Here is an 18,415-nt window from a genome sequence, read left to right on the forward strand (position 1 = left end):
GGACCCGACATGCGACGGTCATCCGCGTTGCTCAAGACTGTAACCGAACCCCCGGACGCTTGAGATGGTCGTCCGATACGCGAGATGGAGATCACGTGCTGGAAGAGGTGGAGCGCTGGCTGGACCGGCGGTCCTGGTCCGTGACGGAGCGACCGCTCGACCAGCTGCTCGCGGCGAAGCACGGTACGACCGTGAGCGTGGTGCTTCCCGCGCTGAACGAGGAGGCGACGGTCGGCGAGATCGTCACCGTGATCCGCCGCGAGCTGATGTCGCCGGCCGTGCCGCTCGTGGACGAGCTGGTGGTCGTCGACTCGGGGTCGACGGACCGTACGGCGCGGGTGGCGGCCGCGGCCGGGGCGCGGGTGGTGCACCGGGACGCGATCCTGCCCCGGATACCCGCGCTGCCCGGCAAGGGGGAAGTGCTGTGGCGGTCGCTGCTGGTGACCGGCGGGGACGTGGTGTGCTTCGTCGACGCGGACCTGCGGGAGTTCTCGGCGGACTTCGTGTCGGGGATCGTGGGGCCGCTGCTGACCGATCCGTCCGTGCAGTTCGTCAAGGCGATGTACGACCGGCCGATGGCGGACTCGGCCGGCCAGGGCGGGCGGGTGACCGAGCTGGTGGCCCGGCCGCTGCTGAACCTGCACTGGCCGCAGCTCGCCGGGTTCGTGCAGCCGCTGGGCGGGGAGTACGCGGCGCGCCGTTCCTTGCTGGAGCGGCTGCCGTTCCCGGTCGGGTACGGGGTGGAGCTGGGACTGCTCGTGGACGCGCTGCACCTGGTCGGGCTGGACGCGCTGGCACAGGTGGACGTGGGGGTGCGCAAGCACCGGCACCAGGACGACCGGGCGCTGGGCCGGATGGCGGCGGCGATCTACCGGACGGCGCAGCTGCGGCTGTCGCGGGGGCACCTGGTGCGGCCGCGGCTGACCCAGTTCGACCGGGGCGAGGAGGGCTTCGTCCCGCGTACGCACGCGGTGGACACCGAGGAGCGGCCGCCGATGGTGAGTGTGGCCGAGTACGCGCGGCGTCGGCGCGTGGCGTGAGGGCCGTACGTTTGAGCGTTTCCGGTACGGGCTAGGTTCGTCTCCATGGCGCCCCAGATTCTCGTTGCTTCGAACAGAGGTCCGGTCAGCTACGTGCCCCGTGCGGACGGCACGCTCGACGCCCGCAGGGGAGGCGGCGGTCTGGTCTCCGGCCTCTCCGCGATCGGGCCGGACGCGGGAGCGCTGTGGGTGTGCGCGGCGCTGGGCGACGGCGACCGCGAGGCCGTGCGGCGCGGGATCGCCGAGCCGGGCGTGCGGATGCTCGACATCGACGCGGCGACCTACTCGGCGGCGTACAACGGGATCGCCAACTCGGTGCTGTGGTTCGTGCACCACATGCTGTACCAGACGCCGCTCGAGCCGGTCTACGACGCGGAGTTCCGCCGGCAGTGGGACGCCTACCGGCTGTACAACCGGGCGTTCGCGGCGGCGCTGGCGGACGAGGCGGACCGGAACGCGACGGTGCTGATCCAGGACTACCACCTGGCGCTGGCGCCGGGCATGCTGCGGGAGCTGCGGCCGGACCTGCGGATCGGGCACTTCTCGCACACGCCGTGGGCACCGCCGGAGTACTTCCGGATGCTGCCGGACGACATCGCGGAGGAGCTGCTGCTGGGAATGCTGGGCGCGGACCGCCTGGGGTTCCTCACGCAGCGCTGGCTGCGCGCCTTCCAGAACTGCTGCCAGTCGGTGCTGGGGCACTTCGACGGGATGGCGTACTGGCCGCGCGACCAGGAGCCGAGCTTCGAGTACCGCATCCCGGGCCACCAGCGGCGGCGGACGTTCCTGGGCGTGCACGGGCTGGGCGCCGACGCGGACTTCCTGCGGGAGCGGTCGCGGCGTGCGGACGTGGACGACCGGATGGCGGCGCTGCGCGAGCAGATCGGCGGGATGGACCGGAAGATCATCGTCCGGGTGGACCGCACGGAGCTGTCGAAGAACATCGTGCGCGGTCTGCTGGCGTACCGGGCGCTGCTGGAGGAGCGGCCGGAGTGGCGCGAGCGGGTGGTGCACCTGGCGTTCGCCTACCCCTCGCGGCAGGACCTGCCGGTGTACCGGGAGTACACGGCGCGGGTGTCGCAGCTCGCCGACGAGATCAACGCGGAGTTCGCCACCGACGGCTGGACCCCGGTGATCCTCCACGTCGAGGACGACTTCGCCCGCTCGCTGGCGGCGTACCGGCTCGCGGACGTGGCGCTGGTCAACCCCATCCGCGACGGCATGAACCTGGTCGCCAAGGAGGTCCCGGTGGTCTCCGACGACGGCTGCGCGCTGGTGCTGTCACGGGAGGCGGGCGCGTACGAAGAACTGCGCGACGAGGCCGTGACGGTCAACCCGTACGACGTCACGGGCACGGCCGCCGCGCTCCACGAGGCCCTGACCATGCCGCCCGCGGAGCGCGCCGAACGCACCAAGCGCCTGGCCGCGGCGGCCACGTCCCTGCCGCCACAGCGCTGGTTCCTGGACCAGCTGAACGCCCTGCGGGAGAGCTAGCCCCTCTCCGAGGCCCCGGTGTGGAGCCGGGCCCCGGCCCGTCCGGCGGCCGGGGCTCAGGCCGTTCCCACCCGCTCCGCCAGCCGCGTGAGGAAGTCCACCACCGCGGCCGGGCCCGGGAGGGCGAGGTCGGCGCGGGTGGCGAGGTCGGGGACCTCGGCGCTGGCGCTGCAGATCAGCAGGCCCGGTGTGCCGTCGGAGCGGAGTTTGTCGACGGCCGCGAAGGCGGGCAGGTCGCCGAGGTCGTCGCCCGCGTAGACCACCGTGCCGGCGCCGGTTTCGCGGACGTGGTCGGTGAGGGCGACGCCCTTGTCGATGCCCGGGGGACGCAGTTCGAGGACCATGCGGCCGGGCTCCAGGACCAGGCCGTGCCGGGTGGCGAGGTCGGCCAGCGGGGCGCGCAGCGCGTCGAACGCGGCCTGCGGATCCTCGGCGCGGCGGGTGTGGACGGCCACCGCGCGGCCCTTCTCCTCGATCCACGTGCCGGGCCAGGCGCCCGCGCGGTCCAGGACCCCGGGCAGCTCCGCACGGACGGCGGCGACGCCGGGGTGCTCGGGGGCGGCGCGGACCGTGCCGGTGACGGCGTCCCAGCGTTCGGCGCCGTAGTGGCCGAGGACCACGAGGTGTTCCAGGCCGGGCACGCCCGCGAAGCCGCCGTACCGCACCGCCACGCCGGCCGGGCGGCCGGTGATCACGGCGATGGAGGCGACGCGCGGCGCGAGCGCGGCGAGGGCGGCGACGGCGCCGCGGTGGGCGCGGGCCTGCTCGGGGTCGTCGACGATCTCGGCGAGGGTGCCGTCGAAGTCGAGGCCGACGACCGCCCGCTCGGGGTGGGCCAGGAAGGCGTCCAGGCCCTCGCGGCCGGCGGGCGTACTCGGATACGGCAGTGCGTTCGGTTCGGTACCCATGGGGTTCTCACTATCCCGGCCGCTCGGCGCCCACACCTCCACCGGCGCGCTTCCCGCGACGCGCCCACACCGCTACCGGCGCGCCTCCCGCGACGCGCGCACGCGGCGCAGGCGGTTGACCGTCACGGGGTCGTGCTCCAGCGCCCTGGGATCGTCGAGCAGGGCGTTGAGCAGCTGGTAGTAGCGCGTCGGCGACATGGCGAGCTGTTCCCTGATCGCGCGTTCCTTGGCGCCGGGCCCCGGCCACGAGCGGCGCTCCATGGCGAGGACGGCCCTGTCCCGGGCAGTGAGGTCGGCGGTCATACGAAGAACATAGCTATTCGGCCGCTTCGGCGTCCCGGGCGTCCTTCGCTATCTGCTGGAGCACGGACTCGGGGTCGGTCTCGGGGGCGACGGCCTTGCCGATGTTCTTCTTGATGCTCTCGCTGACCTTCGCCCACGACGTCTCGCCCACCGGGTACAGCTCGGTCGAGGGCAGCGCCTCCAGGAACTCCTTCAGGTCGGCGTGCTTGCGGTCCTCCGCCATGGCGCTGCTCGCGGTGACGGTGACCGGGAGGATGTCGTACCGGTCGGAGAAGTCCAGGACGTTCTTGTCCTGGTACACGAAGTCCAGGAAGGCGCCGGCCTCCTTGCGGTGGCCGTTCTGCTTGAACGCCATCATCCAGTCGGCGACGCCCATCGCCGACTTGGCCTTGCCCTCGATGCCGGGCAGCGGCACCTTGCCGACCTTCACGCCCGCCTTCTCCGCGGTCTCCATCAGCGTCGGGTGGCCGTTGAGCATGCCGACCTCACCGCGCGTGAAGGCGTCGAACGCCTGCTGCCGGTCGAGCTTGCCGGGCGCGACGGGGCCGGTCAGCCCCGGGGTGACCAGTTCGTCCTTGAGCCACTGGAAGGTCCGGACGTTCGCGGCCGAGTCGATCTCGTACGAGGAGCCGCCGGCGTCGCGGTAGCCGCCACCCCCGCTGAGCAGCCACTGCATGGTCTCGGCCTGGGCCTCCTCGGAGCCGAGGGGCAGCGCGAAGGGGTACTTCACGCCCTCGGCCCTCAGCGCCTGGGCGGCCTTCTTGAGGTCGGCCCACGTCCGGGGCGGCTCCACGCCGGCCTTGTCGAACAGCTCCTCGTTGAAGAAGAGCAGCCGGGTGCTGGCGGCGAACGGCATCCCGTACTGGACCCGGTTCATCTCGCCGGCCCGGCTGAGCAGGGGCAGGAAGTTGGCCTGGGTGGGGACGGACAGCAGGCTGTCGACGTCGTAGAGCTTGTCGGCCTTGGCGTAGTCGGCGTAGGCGCCGATCTGGGCCAGGTCGGGGGCCTCGTCGCGGGCGACCATCTCGGCGACCTCGCGGTCGACGTCCTTCCAGGACAGCACCCGGACGTCGACCCTGACGCCGGGGTGGCTCTTCTCGAAGGCTCTGGCAACGTTGTCCCAGTACGTTTTGGACGTGTTGGTCCCGGAGTTGCCGTAGTCGGCGGCGACCAGCTTGAGGGTCACGTCCCCCGAGCCGCCGCTGCCGCAGGCGGTCAGGGTCGCCAGCATGCCCAGTGCGGCCACCGCCGCGGTCGTTCCCAGAGTGCGGCGTCGCTGCACGGCCTCGTCCCACTTTCGCTTCCTACGGAGGCAATGAGGTCTACACCACTTGGCCTCGCTTCGCCAACTCGGGTCTGCTAGACCGGCCTGGTCCTGTCCGCGTACGACGCCGTAGGAGTTCCTCGCATGTCCCGTACCGCAGCAGAGATCGCCACCCAGCCGGCCTGCTGGCGCCGTGCCGCCGAGGCCGCCGCCGGATTCGGGGGGCTGCCCGCGCCCGGGGAGCGGGTCGCCGTGACCGGGTGCGGCACGTCGTGGTTCATGGCGATCGCGTACGCCGCGCTGCGCGAGGCGGCGGGGCAGGGCGAGACCGACGCCTTCGCCTCGTCGGAGTTCCCGCCGGCGCGCCCGTACGACCGCGTGGTGGCGATCACCCGGTCCGGGACGACGACGGAGGTGCTGCGGCTGCTGGGGGCCCTGCGGGGCCGGGTGCCGACGCTGGCGCTGACGGCCGACCCGGCGACGCCGGTGAAGGCTGCTGCGGACACGGTGGCGGTGCTGGACTGGGCCGACGAGGAGTCGGTGGTGCAGACCCGGTTCGCCACGACCGCGCTCGCGTTCCTGCGGGCGGGACTGGGTGACGTCGAGGGCGTGAAGCCGGTCGGCGCGGCGGCGGTCGACGCGGAGCTGGCGGTGACCGAGCCGCTGCCGGAGGCGGTGGTGGGGGCGGAGCAGTGGACGTTCCTCGGCCGGGGCTGGACGTACGGGCTGGCGCTGGAGGCGGGTCTGAAGATGCGCGAGGCGGCGGGTGCCTGGACGGAGGCGTACCCGGCGATGGAGTACCGCCACGGGCCGATCTCGATCACCGGTCCGGGTCGGGTCGCCTGGGTCTTCGGCGGGCTGCCGGAGGGTCTGGCGGCCGATGTGGCGCGGGTCGGCGGCACGCTGCACGCGCACGCGACGGCGGACCCGATGGCGGACCTGGTGCGGGCCCAGCGGCTCGCGGTGGCCCTGGCGGAGGCGAAGGGGTACGACCCGGACCGGCCGCGCAACCTGACGCGGAGCGTGATCCTGTCGTCGTAGGGGCCGGGGAAGCACCCCCGGCGCGGACGGGAAAAGCATTTTGTATGCGCGGGCAACAATCCACGAAAGTGGACTAGACCTTTCACGGGTGCACAAGCCACACTGTCTCCCGTGAGACACGTCATCGCCCTCGATGTGGGCGGCACCGGGATGAAAGCCGCCCTGGTCGCGGAGGACGGCGCGCTGCTGCACGAGGCGCGCCGCCCCACCGGCCGGGAGCGCGGACCGGACGCGGTCGTGGAGACCATCCTCGGCTTCGCCGCCGAGCTGCACGCCCACGGCCGCGCGCGGTACGGCACCGGAGCCGTCGCCGCCGGTGTCGCCGTGCCCGGAATCGTCGAGCCCGGCGACGGCATCGCCGTCTACGCCGCCAACCTCGGCTGGCGCGACGTCCCGCTGCGCGCCCTGCTGGGCGAGCGCCTCGGCGGCCTGCCGGTCGCCCTCGGACACGACGTGCGCACCGGCGGGCTCGCCGAGGGCCGCGTCGGGGCCGGCCGCGGCGCGGACCGGTTCCTCTTCGTGCCGCTGGGCACCGGCATCGCGGGCGCCATCGGCATCGGCGGCACCATCGAGGCCGGCGCGCACGGCTGCGCCGGCGAGATCGGCCACATCGTGGTCCGTCCCGGCGGCCCCGCCTGCGGCTGCGGGCAGCGCGGCTGCCTGGAGACCCTCGCCTCGGCCGCCGCCGTCAGCCGCGCCTGGGCGGAGGCGAGCGGCGACCCGGACGCGGACGCGGCGGACTGCGCCGAGGCCGTCGTCTCGGGCGACGAACGCGCCGCACGGGTGTGGCAGGACGCCGTCGACGCGCTCGCCGACGGGCTGGTCACCGCGCTCACCCTGCTGGACCCCCGCACGCTCATCATCGGTGGCGGTCTCGCCGAGGCGGGGGAAACGTTGTTCACACCTTTGCGGGCGGCCGTCGAGGAGCGGGTGACGTTCCAAAAGCTGCCCGCCATCGTGCCGGCGGCCCTCGGGGACACCGCCGGATGCCTGGGCGCGGGCCTCCTCGCCTGGGACCTACTCGCCAGTTCGGAGGTATCCGCCTGATGGCCGATCGCAAGGTTCTCGCCGGCGCCCGCGTGGTGCTGCCGACCGGGATCGTCGACAGCGGGCGGGTGACCGTCGAGGACGGCCGGATCGCCGGCCGCACCACCTCCGAGGCGCCCGCGCTGGAGATGGACCTGACCGGGCACTGGGTCGTCCCCGGCTTCGTCGACATGCACAACCACGGCGGCGGCGGGGCCTCCTTCACCTCCGGCACCGTCGAGGAGGTCCTCCAGGGCGTCCACACCCACCGGCTCCACGGGACCACCACCGTCGTCGCCTCCACCGTCACCGGCGACATGGACTTCCTCGCGCGCCGCGCCGGGGAGCTGTCGGAACTGGCCGAACAGGGCGACATCGCGGGCATCCACTTCGAGGGCCCCTTCATCTCGCCGTGCCGCAAGGGCGCCCACAGCGAGGAGCTGCTGCGCGACCCGGACCCGGCCGAGGTGCGCAAGCTCATCGACGCGGCCCGCGGCCACGCCAGCATGGTCACCCTCGCCACCGAACTGCCCGGCGGCATCGACTCCGTACGGCTGCTCGCCGAGCACGGCGTCATCGCCGCGATCGGGCACACCGACGCCACGTACGAGCAGACGGTCGAGGCCATCGAGGCGGGCGCCACCGTGGCCACGCACCTGTTCAACGCCATGCCCCCGCTCGGCCACCGCGCCCCCGGCCCGATCGCCGCGCTGCTGGAGGACGAGCGGATCACCGTCGAGCTGATCAACGACGGCACCCATCTGCACCCGGCCGCCCTGGAGCTGGCGTTCCATCACGCCGGCCCGGAACGCGTCGCGTTCATCACGGACGCGATGGACGCGGCCGGCTTCGGCGACGGGGTGTACCGCCTCGGGCCGCTGGAGGTCGAGGTGCGTGAGGGCGTCGCGCGACTGGTGGAGGGCGGCTCGATCGCCGGCTCCACCCTCACCCTCGACACCGCGTTCCAGCGCGCCGCGACCGTGGACAAGCTCCCCGTCGAGGCGATCGTCCAGGCCATCTCCGCCAACCCGGCCAAGCTCCTCGGGGTGTACGACAAGGTCGGCTCGCTGGAACCGGGCAAGGACGCCGACCTGGTGGTCCTCGACGCCGGCTTCACCCTCAAGGGCGTGATGCGCAAGGGTGAATGGGTGATCGAGCCCCCCGTGCACTGAGTCCGCCGATTGCCCGACGGGGTCTGGGCCAACCGCCTTCCGTTTGGCATGATCAGAACCCGCGGGCAACCGGAACGAGCGGCACCTGACGGGGGTGGTGGAGAGTGATCCTGACGGTCACGCTGAACACCGCCCTCGACCTCACGTACCAGGTCGGCGCTCTGGTGCCGCACACCTCGCACCGCGTCACCGACGTCGCCGAACGCCCCGGCGGCAAGGGACTCAACGTCGCCCGCGTGCTCGCCGCCCTCGGCCACGAGACCGTGGTGACCGGCTTCGCGGGCGGCGCCACCGGCGACGTGCTGCGCCGCCTGCTCGCCCCGCTGCCGGTGCGCGACGCGCTCGTCCCGGTCGGCGGCCCCACCCGCCGCACGGTCGCCGTCGTCGACGCCTCGACCGGCGACACCACCCAGCTCAACGAGCCCGGCCCCGTGGTCACCCCCGCCGAGTGGGCGGCCTTCCTCACCGCGTACGACACCCTCGTGCACCAGGCCCGCGCCGTCGCCCTGTGCGGCAGCCTGCCGCCGGGCATCCGCGTCGGCACGTACGCCGAGCTGATCCGCCGCGCCCGCGCCGCGGGCGTGCCCGTCCTGCTGGACACCAGCGGCGAGGCGCTGCGCCGGGGCATCGCCGCCCGCCCCGACCTGGTCAAGCCCAACGCCGACGAGCTCGCCCACCTCACCGGCTCCCGCGAGCCGCTGCGCGCCGCCCTCGACGCCCGCCGCCGCGGCGCCCGCGCCGTGGCCGCCTCCCTCGGCCCGGAGGGGCTGCTCGCCGTCACCCCCGACGGCACGTGGCGGGCCGCACTGCCCGCGCCGGTCCGGGGCAACCCCACGGGCGCCGGCGACTCCGCGGTGGCCGGCCTGCTGTCCGGGCTGGTCGAGGGCCTGGACTGGCCGGAGCGCCTGCGCCGCGCCGCCGCCCTGTCGGCGGCGACCGTGCCGGCGCCCACGGCCGGCGAGTTCGACGACCGCACGTACCGGGAACTCCTGGACCGCATCACGGTGACGGAGCTCGCACCTGCCGCATAGCCCGGCCCCGCAACGGAGGTAGTGCACATGCCGCTCGTCCCCACCGGAGACCTGATCACCCAGGCGAGGACGGAGCGGCAGGCGGTCGCCGCGTTCAACGTCATCACCCTGGAGCACGCCGAGGCCATCGCGGCCGGGGCGGAGCGGGCCGGGACCCCCGCGATCCTCCAGATCTCGGAGAACGCCGTACGGTTCCACGGCGGCGACCTGTCCGCCGTCGCCGCCGCCGCGTCGGCCGTCGCCCGTGCCTCGACCGCCCCTCTCGCCCTCCACCTCGACCACGTGGTCACCCCCGGCCTGCTGCACGCCGCGTACGCCGCGGGCTTCGGCTCGGTGATGTACGACGCGTCGAAGCTGCCCTACGGCGACAACGTCAAGGCGACCGCCGAGGCCGTCCGGTGGGGCCACGAGCGCGGCATGTGGGTGGAGGCCGAGCTGGGGAGGGTCGGCGGCAAGGACGGCGAACCGCCGCCGGACGCGCACGCCCCGGGCGTGCGCACCGACCCGGCCGAGGCGGCCGCGTACGTCGGGGACACCGGCGTGGACGCGCTGGCCGTCGCGGTCGGTTCCACGCACGCGATGACCGAACGCACGGCGGCCCTCGACCACGCCCTGATCGCCGCCCTGCGCGACGCCGTCCCGGTCCCGCTGGTCCTGCACGGCTCCTCGGGCGTCCCGGACGCCGAGCTGCGCTCCGCCATCGCCGCCGGCATGACCAAGATCAACATCGGTACGGCCCTGAACGCGGCCTTCACCGCCGCCGTACGGGACTTCCTGGCCGCGCACCCGGACGTGGTGGACCCCCGGAAATACCTCGCCCCCGCTCGCGAGGCGATGACGGGGACGGTGGTGCGGTTCCTGCGGGCGGTGTCCGCCGGCCGGCACACCTGACAGGGCGGGACCGCAGCCCGGGGGCCACCGGCGCTCACGCGCCGGTCAGGCGGGTTTGACCTCCAGCCAGTCCAGGATGGCGTTGCACTGGTTGCCCTGCTCGCACGAGATCTTGATCTCGTTCGCGCCCTTCTGCAGCGTGATGGGCGCCCACGTGGTCTGCCAGTTCTTCTCCCAGTTCGGGTCCGTGGAGTGGATGAAGTTCTTCAGACCGATGGGGTTGGAGTTGGCCTTGCCGTTCACGGTCAGCGTGGCGTTGGCGTCCTGCGCCGGGATGGCGTAGCGCACGTACAGCTTGTACTCGCCCGCCTCCTGCACGTCCGCCTTCCACGTCACGGAGGCACCCACGGTGTTGAAGCCGGTCACGTACGCGCCGTCGGCGCCCTCGGCGCCCTTCACGTCCTTGGCCAGGACGGCGGGCGCGCCCAGCTGGAGCGTCGCCGCGTCCTGCTTGGGCAGCGCGGCCGGCTCCTTGCCCTCGCCGTCGTCCTCGGAGGCGCCGGGGTCCGGGGACCCCTGGGCCTGGGAGGCGGCGCCCGACGGGACCGCTCCGGTGTTCTTGTCCTTGTCGTCCTTGTTCGTCAGCAGGGCGACGGTGATGCCGGTCACCACGACCAGCACGACCGCGATCGCCCCGATCAGCAGACCCTTGGTGTTGGGCCCGCCACCACGGCCGCCGCGCTGCGGTGCCTGGTGCGGGGCGGTGGGGTGCGCCTGGGGCGGCGGACCGTACGTCTCGGGGGCCGCGTACTGCGGGGCCGGGCGCTGCGGCGGGAGCTGGCCGCCGCCGTACTGGCGCTCGCCGACCGCGCGGACCTGGTTGTACGACGTTCTCGGCACGCCGGGCTGCGCCGCGCCGGCCGGACCCGGATAGCCGTAGCCGCCGCCCTGGCGGGGTGCCTGCGCGCCCGTCGCCTGCCCGTCCGCGTACAGGTAGCCGAACGGATCGTCGTCCTCGGGCGTGCCCGCGCCGTTGCCGTGGTTACCGGCAGCCATCCCTGGTCACTCCTCATCCCTGCTCGCCAGCGGTCACCGACCCCGGCGAGCCTACCCCGAACGGACTAGCCCGCCCGGCGGTGAACCTTGGAGCGGGAGCGCTTCTCGATGTACATGCGCTGGTCAGCGGAGTTCAGGACCTCTTCGACGGACATCCCGCATTCGGCCCAGCCGATGCCGAAACTGGCCCCCACACGCACCGCGCGCCCGTCCACCCGGATCGGCGGGATGATCGCGTTGCGCAGCCGTACGGCGAGGTCGGCGGCGTCGGCCGCGCCCAGTCCGTCGGCGAGGACGACGAACTCGTCACCGCCGAGGCGGGCGACCGTGTCCCCGTCCCGCACGCCGGCGGTCAGGCGGCGGGCCACCTCGATGAGCACGGCGTCCCCGGTGTGGTGCCCGAACCGGTCGTTGATCGACTTGAAGCCGTCGAGGTCGCAGAAGAGGACGGCGAGCCCCTTCGTGCCGTCGTCCGCCTCCCCCTCGGCCGGCGGCGCGACGGTGTGGACGTGGTGGTCGTACGGCCCGGCGGCGTCCGCGCCGAAGTCGAAGCCGTGCCCGGGCGGGTGGGCGTGCGCATGCCCCTGCTCGTACTCGTACTCGTAGGGGGCGGCTTCCGGCTCGTACGCGTCGGGGCCCCCGGCGGTGCGCACCGCGTGCGGGCGGGCGCAGAGCCGGGCGCTGAGGCGGGCCCGCAGCTCGGCGCTGTTGGGCAGGCCGGTCAGCGCGTCGTGCGAGGCCCGGTGCGCCAGCTGCAGCTCGTGGCGCTTGCGCTCCTCGATGTCCTCGACGTGGGTGAGCAGGAAGCGCGGCCCGTCGGCGGTGTCGGCCACCACCGAGTTCCGCAGCGACACCCACACGTACGTGCCGTCGCGGCGGCCGAGGCGCAGCTCGGCGCGGCCTCCCTCCGCCGAGGTGCGCAGCAGGGTGCCGATGTCCTCGGGGTGGACGAGGTCGGCGAAGGAGTAGCGGCGCATGACGGAGGCCGGGCGGTTGAGCAGCCGGCACAGCGCGTCGTTGGCGCGCAGCAGCCGGCCGTGCTGGTCGCCGCCCATCTCGGCGATGGCCATGCCGGAGGGCGCGTACTCGAAGGCCTGGCGGAACGACTCTTCACTGGCCCGCAGCGCCTGCTGTTCGCGCTCCAGACGCACCAGCGCCCGCTGCATGTTTGCTCGCAGCCGGGCGTTGCTGATAGCAATCGCGGCCTGCGACGCGTACATCTGGAGCGCCTCCTGGCCCCACGGGCCGGGCCGGCGGCCGTTGCGGGGCCGGTCCACGGAGATGACACCGAGGAGCTCCCGGCCGCTGCCTGAGGCGTACATCGGGGCGTAGAGCCGGTCGCGGGGGTGCCACTCGTCCTCGAAGCGCGGCTCGGGCCCCTCGGTGTGCCACTGCGGTACGTCGTCCTCGATGAGGACCCAGCCCTCGGTGTGCGGGATGAAGCGCAGGTCGCCCCACGCCTCGCCCATGGACAGCCGGCGCTCCCAGGAGGCGCGGGAGCCGACACGGCCGGTGATCAGGGCTTCGGCGGCGGGGCTGCCGGCGAAGGCGGCGACGACCAGGTCACCGTCGGGACGTACGAGGTTGACGCAGGCCAGCTCGTAGCCGAGGCCTTGGACGACTCCGTCGGCGACGGTCTGCAGCGTGTCGGCCAGACTGCGGGCCGTATTGAGGTTGGCGACGACCTGATGCAGCTGCCGCAGGGTCGCAAGACGGACGTACGGCTCCGACTCGGTCTCCATTGCTCGCTCTCCCCGAGACCTCGACAGCAACTCCAGGGTTCTCATCGGCGCTCGTGTTGCACTGTCACCGGCCACTGAATCACAGCGAGCTGCGCACTCGGTACACAGGGTCAACAATTCCCCGGCTCTGTGACTCAAGTCACAACAGATGATGGTGGGTCCCGCGGAGGGCTCCGCAGGGCCGTATCCCTTTGCTTCCGGCAACGTGCAGCAAACCGATGGTGTCGAGGGCCGTAGGGGCCCGTGCGGGTCCGGACCGAGGTCCCGAGGGGGTACGGACCGGGTCCCGAGAGGGTCCGGACCGGGGTCCGGAGGTGTCCGGCCGGCCCGGGCGGTGGGCGGACGGGTGGGCGGATGGTCCTAGGACCCGGCTGGTCCCCTGGCCCGATGTGGGCGGTAGGCGGGAAGGTTAGCGTTCCCGGTGTGTTGCCGACGACCCAGCCCTCAGCCCCTGCCGTCCCCCATCCTGAGGGGGTGAGCAACGACGAGTTCCGCGCCGCCATGTCCCGGCTGGCCGCGGGCGTGGTGCTGGTGACGGCCGTCGAACCGCCGCTGGGCGCGGGCGGACCGCGCAGCGAGGACGTCGGCATGACGGCGACCGCCTTCATGTCCGTCTCGCTGGACCCGCCCCTGGTCCTGGTGAGCCTGCGCAACGGCTCCCGCATGGACGACCTGCTGGCCGAGCAGCCGCTGTGGGCGGTGTCGGTGCTGGCCGAGAGCCAGCGGCACATCGCGGGCCGCTTCGCGATGAAGGGCCGGATCAGCGACCGTCTGCTGTTCGCGGACATCCCGTACACGCGCGGCGGTACGAGCGGCGCGCCGCTGGTGGGCGGGGCCCTGGCGGTCCTGGAGTGCCGCACGGAGCAGCGCGTGGAGGCGGGCGACCACACGCTGGTGATCGGCCGCGTCCTGACGGCGGACTTCCCCAGCCCGCAGGGCGGACCCCTGACGTACTTCCGCGGCCGCTACCACCACCTGGCATAGCCCGCGCCCGCTGCCGCCGCACCCGCCGCATGCGCGCGCAGATGGCCCGCTGCCGCTACCACCACCTGGCATAGCCCGCGCCGGCTGCCGCCGCACGCGCGCGGGTCTCCCGCTGCCGCCGCGAGTGCACGCAGATTGCCTGCACCCGCCGCACGCGCGCGGGTCTCCCGCTGCCGCCGCGTGCGCGCGCAGGTTGCCTGCTGCGGCTCCTGGGCGCGGGCCACGCCGCGCCCGGGGGCGCGAGCCGATGGCGGGCCGGCTGACGCCGGCCGCTGCCGCCTCGGGCGCGGACCGCAGCCCCGCGGCCGCAGGCCGCAGGCCCCATGCCGTATCGCTGCCGGAGGTGTCCGGCGACGCCGCGGAGGTACCCCCGTACCCCCCGCGGCGTCACCCGGCACGGCCCGCGGTGCGGAGCCGTGCGGAGTCGCGCGGCGCTACGCCCAGTCGCGGGGCGAGCGGCCGCGCTTGGTCTCGGCGCGGTGCTTCTTCTCCCGGAGGCGGCGCTCGTTGATCCCGCGGGGGATCTTCGTCGGGCGCCGCGGCTTCGGCGGCGGAGCCGTCGCCTCGGCCAGCAGGGACGCCAGGCGGACCGCCGCCGTCTCGCGGTTGCGCCACTGGGAGCGGTGCTCCGACGCGCGAACGGTGATCACACCGCCCACCAGCCGCCCCGCCAGCCGCTGCAGCGCCCGCTCCTTCCACACCGGCGGCAGCGCCTCCGTCCGCGCCAGGTCGAAACGCAGCTCCACCTGCGAGTCGCTGGTGTTGACGTGCTGCCCGCCCGGCCCGGACGACCTGGAGAAACGCCACATGAGCTCGGCCTCCGGCAGGGAGACCGCACCACGGATGACATAGGGACCGGACATGCCTCCATGGTCGCGCGCCTGGCGCGCTCACGTCACCCGCTTTTCGGGGCATGGAACCAGCGCCCCGCGCGGCGCGTTATCTGCAGTGACACCATGACGTCACACGACGTGGATCGACGAAGGGTACTTCCCATGGCTGTAAGCCTGTCCAAGGGCGGCAACGTCTCGCTGACCAAGGAGGCTCCGGGCCTGGCCGCCGTGACGGTGGGCCTCGGCTGGGACGTCCGCACGACCACCGGCACCGACTTCGACCTCGACGCCTCCGCCATCGGCGTCGACGCCTCCGGCAAGGTGGTCTCCGACGGCCACTTCGTCTTCTTCAACAACAAGTCGACGCCGGACCAGACCATCGTCCACACCGGTGACAACCGCACCGGCGAGGGCGGCGGGGACGACGAGCAGATCAACGTCAACCTCGCGGGCCTCCCCGCCGGCGTGGACAAGATCGTCTTCCCGGTCTCCATCTACGACGCGGTCAACCGCTCGCAGAACTTCGGCCAGGTCCGCAACGCGTACATCCGCATCGTGAACCAGGCCGGCGGCGCGGAGATCGCCCGCTACGACCTCAGCGAGGACGCCGCCACCGAGACCGCCATGGTCTTCGGCGAGCTGTACCGCCACGGCGCCGAGTGGAAGTTCCGCGCGGTCGGCCAGGGCTACGCCGCGGGCCTGGAGGGCATCGCCCGCGACTTCGGCGTCAACATCTGACCTCCGCGCACCGTGGCGGCCCCGGCGGCGAACCTCGCGCCGGGGCCCTACTGTTCTGCGCATGATCGTCGAACCCCTGGAAGTGGGCGGGGAAGCGGCCCTGCCCGGGCCGCTCCTCACCGAGCTGACCGAGCTGTACGCGTCGAACCGGGAATTCCAGCAGCTCAGCGGGGACTTCCCGGACCCCGACGACATCCGGCCCGAGCAGGTGGCCGCGTCGCTCGCCGAGGAGCTGGCGCACCCGGACGCCGAGGTGCTGCTGGCCCGTTCGGCGGGTCACGTCATCGGCATCTCGGTGACGCGGGCGCACCACCCCACCGACCCGGACGACCCGGACCCCTGGATCGGGCTGCTGATGGTGCACGCCCGCGACCACCGGGTCGGCTTCGGCCGCGAGCTCGCCGAGATCATCGAGAAGCGGTTCAGGGCGCTGGGCCGGCGCGGCATCAGGCTCGCCGTCCTGGAGAACAACACCAACGCCCTCTCCTTCTGGAGCGCCCTCGGCTACGAGGAGATCGACCGGCGCCCCGACCAGCGGCTCGGCCGCGACTGCGTCGTGATGCGCAAGGACCTGTAGGGCCGCGGGCCGGGGCCGGACGTCATCCCGCGGCGGCCGCCCGGCCGGCCGGTCCTCACGCGGAAGGACCCGCGGGCCGCTCCTCGCCGTACAGCCAGGTGTCCCACAGCGCGTCCAGGTCCTCCCCCGCCACCTCCTCCACGTACCGCGTGAAGTCCTCCGTCGAGGCGTTGGCGTGCCGGTACTTCGCCGGCCAGCCCCGCAGGATCTCCCAGAAGGTGTCGTCACCGACGGCCTGACGGACCTTGTGGAGGACCATCGCGCCCCGGTAGTAGACGGGATCGCCGGAGATCTCCGCCGCCGACGGCGGCTCGGCCGGCGCGAACGCCCAGTTGTCCGGGTCGGCGAAGGCGTCCTCGAAGCTCTTCTGCGCCGGCGTGTCCTCGAAGTCCTCCGCGTACAGCCACTCGGCGTACTGCGCGAAGCTCTCGTTCAGCCACATGTCGCGCCAGGACTCCGGCGACACCGAGTTGCCGTACCACTGGTGCGCCAGCTCGTGGACCACGAACTCCACGGTGAAGGTGTCCTTCGCGAAGAACGGCCTGGTCTGCGTCTCCAGCGCGTACTGCACGTCGGCGGTCGGGTCGACGATCGCGCCGACGGAGGAGAAGGGGTACGGGCCGAAGTTCTCCACCTCCCACGCCAGCAGCTCCGGGATGCGGGCCAGCAGCTCCGGGTCGGCCTCCGCGCCCTTGGTGGCGGTGTGCACGGGCAGCCCGGAGGGCGTGCGCGAGACCTTCGTGTCGTACCGGCCGATCGCGACCGTCGCGAGGTAGCTCGCCATCGGCTCGGCGGACCGCCACACGAAGGTCGTGCGGCCGCCGCGGGTGCGCTGCTCCCGCAACTCGCCGTTCGACACGGCCTGCAGGCCCTCCGGCACGGAGACCGCCACCGTGTACGAGGCCTTGTCGGCCGGGTGGTGGTTGCCCGGGAACCAGGCCGTCGAGCCGGTCGGCTGGCCGAGCGCCAGCGCGCCGTCGGAGGTCTTCAGCCAGCCCTCCTGCGCGCCGTCGTCACCGGTCAGGGTCAGCGGGGTGCCCGAGTAGCGGATGACGGTCCGGAAGGTGGCGCCGTCGGCGACGCCGGCCGCGGGCCGCACGGTCAGCTCCTGGCCCGCGCGGTGCACCGCCGCCGGCTCGCCGTCCACGCTCGCGGCGTCGACCGTCAGCCCGGCGAGGTCCAGGTTGAAGGCGCTGAGCGCCTGGGTGGCGCGGGCGGTGAGGGCGGCGGTGCCGGTGAGGCGCCCGCTGGCCGGGTCGTAGTCCAGGGAGAGGTCGTAGTGGCGCACGTCGTAGCCGCCGTTGCCCAGCTGCGGGAAGTACGGGTCGTCCAGCCCCGCCGCCCCGGCCCCACCGGGTGCGGAACGGCCGCCGCCCGTGCACCCCGCGGCGAGGACGCAGGCGAGCAACGGGGCGGCGACGGCACGCAGGCGGTGCCGAACTGGTCGGTGGTCCACGCACCGATCCTAGGGACTGCCGATGGCCCGGGGACGGCCGGTGCGCGGGGACGTGCCGTCCGGGGACGGCCGGTGGGACGGGGACGTGCGTCCGGGGTGTGGCAGTGGGCGAGGGGGGCGGGGCCCGGGGGCGGTCAGTGGCCGAGGGAGGCGACGCCCGCCTGCGCGTACTTCTCGTCGAGGTCGCCGCTGGGCGCACCCGCCACGCCGATGCCCGCGATCGGCGCGCCGTCGGCCGCGACCGGGGCGCCGCCGCCGAGGAACAGCGTGCCGGGGATGTCCTTCAGGTTCGGCGCGTTCTGGAGGCGCTTGACCAGCTCGGACGTCGGGGCGTTCCAGGACACGGCGGTGAAGCCCTTGCGGATGGCCGACTCGTACGACTGCGGGCCGGCGCCGTCGCCGCGCAGCGTGACGAGCGGGGTCCCGTTGCGGTCCACGACGGCGACCGTGACGCGCTGGTTGTCCTTCTCGGCGGCCTTGAGGGCGGCCTGCGCGGCCCGGGTGGCCGCGTCGACGGTGAGGTGGGAGGTGGTGCGCAGGTGGTGCCCGGAGGCGTCGGCCGTCCGCGCGGGGGCGGCCTCGGGGGCGGCGGCCGGAGCGGCGGTGGCCGACATCGCGCCGAACGTACCGGCGGACAGGGCGGCGGCGGCCACGCCACCGGTCAGGACACGGGCGCGCAGCGACATCTTCTTCACGGGGACTCCTGGGCGAAGGGGCTTGGGCTTTCGATCCTGGGGCCGCGGTCCGGGTCCCGGTGTCAGCCGATCGGTTGATGCTCGCGCCGCCCCGCCGGGGCGAGGATGGCGAGGTACGGGCGCGGGTGCGCCTGCCGAAGGCGTACGGACACGGGTGCGTACGGAGTACGACGGAGTACGACCAGTACGACGGTCGAGAGGAGCGCCGTGGACCACGACCCCGA

General features: G+C 73.6%; 18 protein-coding genes. 10 read left to right on the forward strand and 8 right to left on the reverse strand.

Annotated elements, in window-relative coordinates; translation table 11 throughout:
• Positions 1-95 precede the first annotated feature (95 nt).
• Positions 96-1,040: a glucosyl-3-phosphoglycerate synthase gene (locus IH00_RS0113835; protein ID WP_031073249.1), complete on the forward strand. Its 945-nt coding sequence runs from the start codon at positions 96-98 to the stop codon at positions 1,038-1,040.
• Between the two features lie 45 nt (positions 1,041-1,085).
• Positions 1,086-2,534: an alpha,alpha-trehalose-phosphate synthase (UDP-forming) gene (locus IH00_RS0113840; protein WP_031073251.1), complete on the forward strand. Its 1,449-nt coding sequence runs from the start codon at positions 1,086-1,088 to the stop codon at positions 2,532-2,534.
• Between the two features lie 56 nt (positions 2,535-2,590).
• Here the strand turns inward: IH00_RS0113840 and otsB are convergent, their stop codons facing one another.
• The 3 genes from otsB to IH00_RS0113855 form a co-directional block, all read right to left on the reverse strand.
• The gene (gene otsB, locus IH00_RS0113845; RefSeq protein ID WP_031073254.1) at positions 2,591-3,442 is read right to left on the reverse strand and encodes a trehalose-phosphatase; all 852 of its coding nucleotides are present in this window, start codon (positions 3,440-3,442) and stop codon (positions 2,591-2,593) included.
• 72 nt (positions 3,443-3,514) lie between these two features.
• Positions 3,515-3,745 carry a DUF3263 domain-containing protein gene (locus IH00_RS0113850; RefSeq protein ID WP_031073255.1) on the reverse strand — a complete coding sequence of 77 codons (231 nt, stop codon included), beginning with the start codon at positions 3,743-3,745 and terminating at the stop codon, positions 3,515-3,517.
• 13 nt (positions 3,746-3,758) lie between these two features.
• Positions 3,759-4,976 (reverse strand): extracellular solute-binding protein, encoded by a 1,218-nt coding sequence (locus IH00_RS0113855; protein ID WP_078887748.1) that lies wholly within the window; start codon positions 4,974-4,976, stop codon positions 3,759-3,761.
• Positions 4,977-5,153: 177 nt separating this feature from the next.
• Here IH00_RS0113855 and IH00_RS0113860 point away from each other — a divergent pair, with 177 nt between their 5' ends.
• From IH00_RS0113860 to IH00_RS0113880, 5 genes are all read left to right on the forward strand, one after another.
• Positions 5,154-6,050: an SIS domain-containing protein gene (locus IH00_RS0113860; RefSeq protein WP_031073259.1), complete on the forward strand. Its 897-nt coding sequence runs from the start codon at positions 5,154-5,156 to the stop codon at positions 6,048-6,050.
• Positions 6,051-6,161: 111 nt separating this feature from the next.
• The gene (locus IH00_RS0113865; protein WP_031073260.1) at positions 6,162-7,097 is read left to right on the forward strand and encodes an ROK family protein; all 936 of its coding nucleotides are present in this window, start codon (positions 6,162-6,164) and stop codon (positions 7,095-7,097) included.
• Positions 7,097-8,248 carry an N-acetylglucosamine-6-phosphate deacetylase gene (gene nagA, locus IH00_RS0113870; RefSeq protein WP_031073261.1) on the forward strand — a complete coding sequence of 384 codons (1,152 nt, stop codon included), beginning with the start codon at positions 7,097-7,099 and terminating at the stop codon, positions 8,246-8,248. Before IH00_RS0113865 ends, nagA begins: the two co-directional genes overlap by 1 nt.
• A 104-nt stretch (positions 8,249-8,352) precedes the next feature.
• Positions 8,353-9,279, forward strand: a complete 927-nt coding sequence (locus tag IH00_RS0113875; protein WP_031073262.1) for a 1-phosphofructokinase family hexose kinase — start codon at positions 8,353-8,355, stop codon at positions 9,277-9,279.
• A gap of 27 nt (positions 9,280-9,306) precedes the next feature.
• Complete coding sequence (locus tag IH00_RS0113880; RefSeq protein ID WP_031073263.1) at positions 9,307-10,170, forward strand: class II fructose-bisphosphate aldolase; 864 nt, start codon at positions 9,307-9,309, stop codon at positions 10,168-10,170.
• Positions 10,171-10,215: 45 nt separating this feature from the next.
• On the opposite strand, the gene IH00_RS0113885 is transcribed toward IH00_RS0113880, so the two are convergent.
• Both IH00_RS0113885 and cdgB read right to left on the reverse strand, forming a co-directional pair.
• Positions 10,216-11,166: a CBM35 domain-containing protein gene (locus IH00_RS0113885; protein ID WP_031073266.1), complete on the reverse strand. Its 951-nt coding sequence runs from the start codon at positions 11,164-11,166 to the stop codon at positions 10,216-10,218.
• A 65-nt stretch (positions 11,167-11,231) separates the two neighbouring features.
• On the reverse strand, positions 11,232-12,908 hold the full coding sequence (gene cdgB / locus IH00_RS0113890) for a diguanylate cyclase CdgB (protein WP_031073268.1): 1,677 nt from the start codon (positions 12,906-12,908) through the stop codon (positions 11,232-11,234).
• 387 nt (positions 12,909-13,295) lie between these two features.
• On the opposite strand from cdgB, the gene IH00_RS0113895 reads away from it, so the two are divergent.
• Positions 13,296-13,892, forward strand: a complete 597-nt coding sequence (locus IH00_RS0113895) for a flavin reductase family protein (RefSeq protein WP_078887732.1) — start codon at positions 13,296-13,298, stop codon at positions 13,890-13,892.
• A 434-nt stretch (positions 13,893-14,326) separates the two neighbouring features.
• Here IH00_RS0113895 and arfB read toward each other — a convergent pair whose 3' ends face one another.
• A complete protein-coding gene (gene arfB / locus IH00_RS0113900) occupies positions 14,327-14,755 on the reverse strand; it encodes an alternative ribosome rescue aminoacyl-tRNA hydrolase ArfB (RefSeq protein ID WP_031073273.1) in 429 nt (142 codons plus the stop codon).
• A 132-nt stretch (positions 14,756-14,887) separates the two neighbouring features.
• Between arfB and IH00_RS0113905 the strand changes: the two genes are divergently transcribed.
• Positions 14,888-15,463 carry a TerD family protein gene (locus IH00_RS0113905; RefSeq protein WP_031073275.1) on the forward strand — a complete coding sequence of 192 codons (576 nt, stop codon included), beginning with the start codon at positions 14,888-14,890 and terminating at the stop codon, positions 15,461-15,463.
• A gap of 61 nt (positions 15,464-15,524) precedes the next feature.
• Positions 15,525-16,040, forward strand: coding sequence for a GNAT family N-acetyltransferase (locus tag IH00_RS0113910; protein ID WP_031073277.1), 516 nt, complete (start codon positions 15,525-15,527; stop codon positions 16,038-16,040).
• 55 nt (positions 16,041-16,095) lie between these two features.
• On the opposite strand, the gene IH00_RS0113915 is transcribed toward IH00_RS0113910, so the two are convergent.
• Complete coding sequence (locus IH00_RS0113915) at positions 16,096-17,496, reverse strand: M1 family metallopeptidase (RefSeq protein WP_031073279.1); 1,401 nt, start codon at positions 17,494-17,496, stop codon at positions 16,096-16,098.
• 134 nt (positions 17,497-17,630) lie between these two features.
• Positions 17,631-18,191 (reverse strand): GlcG/HbpS family heme-binding protein, encoded by a 561-nt coding sequence (locus IH00_RS0113920; RefSeq protein WP_031073281.1) that lies wholly within the window; start codon positions 18,189-18,191, stop codon positions 17,631-17,633.
• Between the last annotated feature and the right edge of the window lie 224 nt (positions 18,192-18,415).

The sequence above is a fragment of the Streptomyces sp. NRRL S-118 genome (assembly GCF_000716335.1).
In the GTDB taxonomy this organism is placed as follows: Bacteria; Actinomycetota; Actinomycetes; order Streptomycetales; family Streptomycetaceae; genus Streptomyces.

Coding starts and splice junctions, on each gene's coding strand:
- nagA (WP_031073261.1), top strand. CDS start 7,097: ATGGCCGATCGCAAGGTTCTCGCCGGCGCCCGCGTGGTGCTGCCGACC.
- cdgB (WP_031073268.1), bottom strand. CDS start 12,908: ATGGAGACCGAGTCGGAGCCGTACGTCCGTCTTGCGACCCTGCGGCAG.
- IH00_RS0113905 (WP_031073275.1), top strand. CDS start 14,888: ATGGCTGTAAGCCTGTCCAAGGGCGGCAACGTCTCGCTGACCAAGGAG.
- otsB (WP_031073254.1), bottom strand. CDS start 3,442: ATGGGTACCGAACCGAACGCACTGCCGTATCCGAGTACGCCCGCCGGC.
- IH00_RS0113885 (WP_031073266.1), bottom strand. CDS start 11,166: ATGGCTGCCGGTAACCACGGCAACGGCGCGGGCACGCCCGAGGACGAC.
- IH00_RS0113855 (WP_078887748.1), bottom strand. CDS start 4,976: ATGCTGGCGACCCTGACCGCCTGCGGCAGCGGCGGCTCGGGGGACGTG.
- IH00_RS0113850 (WP_031073255.1), bottom strand. CDS start 3,745: ATGACCGCCGACCTCACTGCCCGGGACAGGGCCGTCCTCGCCATGGAG.
- arfB (WP_031073273.1), bottom strand. CDS start 14,755: ATGTCCGGTCCCTATGTCATCCGTGGTGCGGTCTCCCTGCCGGAGGCC.
- IH00_RS0113895 (WP_078887732.1), top strand. CDS start 13,296: ATGTGGGCGGTAGGCGGGAAGGTTAGCGTTCCCGGTGTGTTGCCGACG.
- IH00_RS0113910 (WP_031073277.1), top strand. CDS start 15,525: ATGATCGTCGAACCCCTGGAAGTGGGCGGGGAAGCGGCCCTGCCCGGG.
- IH00_RS0113840 (WP_031073251.1), top strand. CDS start 1,086: ATGGCGCCCCAGATTCTCGTTGCTTCGAACAGAGGTCCGGTCAGCTAC.
- IH00_RS0113880 (WP_031073263.1), top strand. CDS start 9,307: ATGCCGCTCGTCCCCACCGGAGACCTGATCACCCAGGCGAGGACGGAG.
- IH00_RS0113860 (WP_031073259.1), top strand. CDS start 5,154: ATGTCCCGTACCGCAGCAGAGATCGCCACCCAGCCGGCCTGCTGGCGC.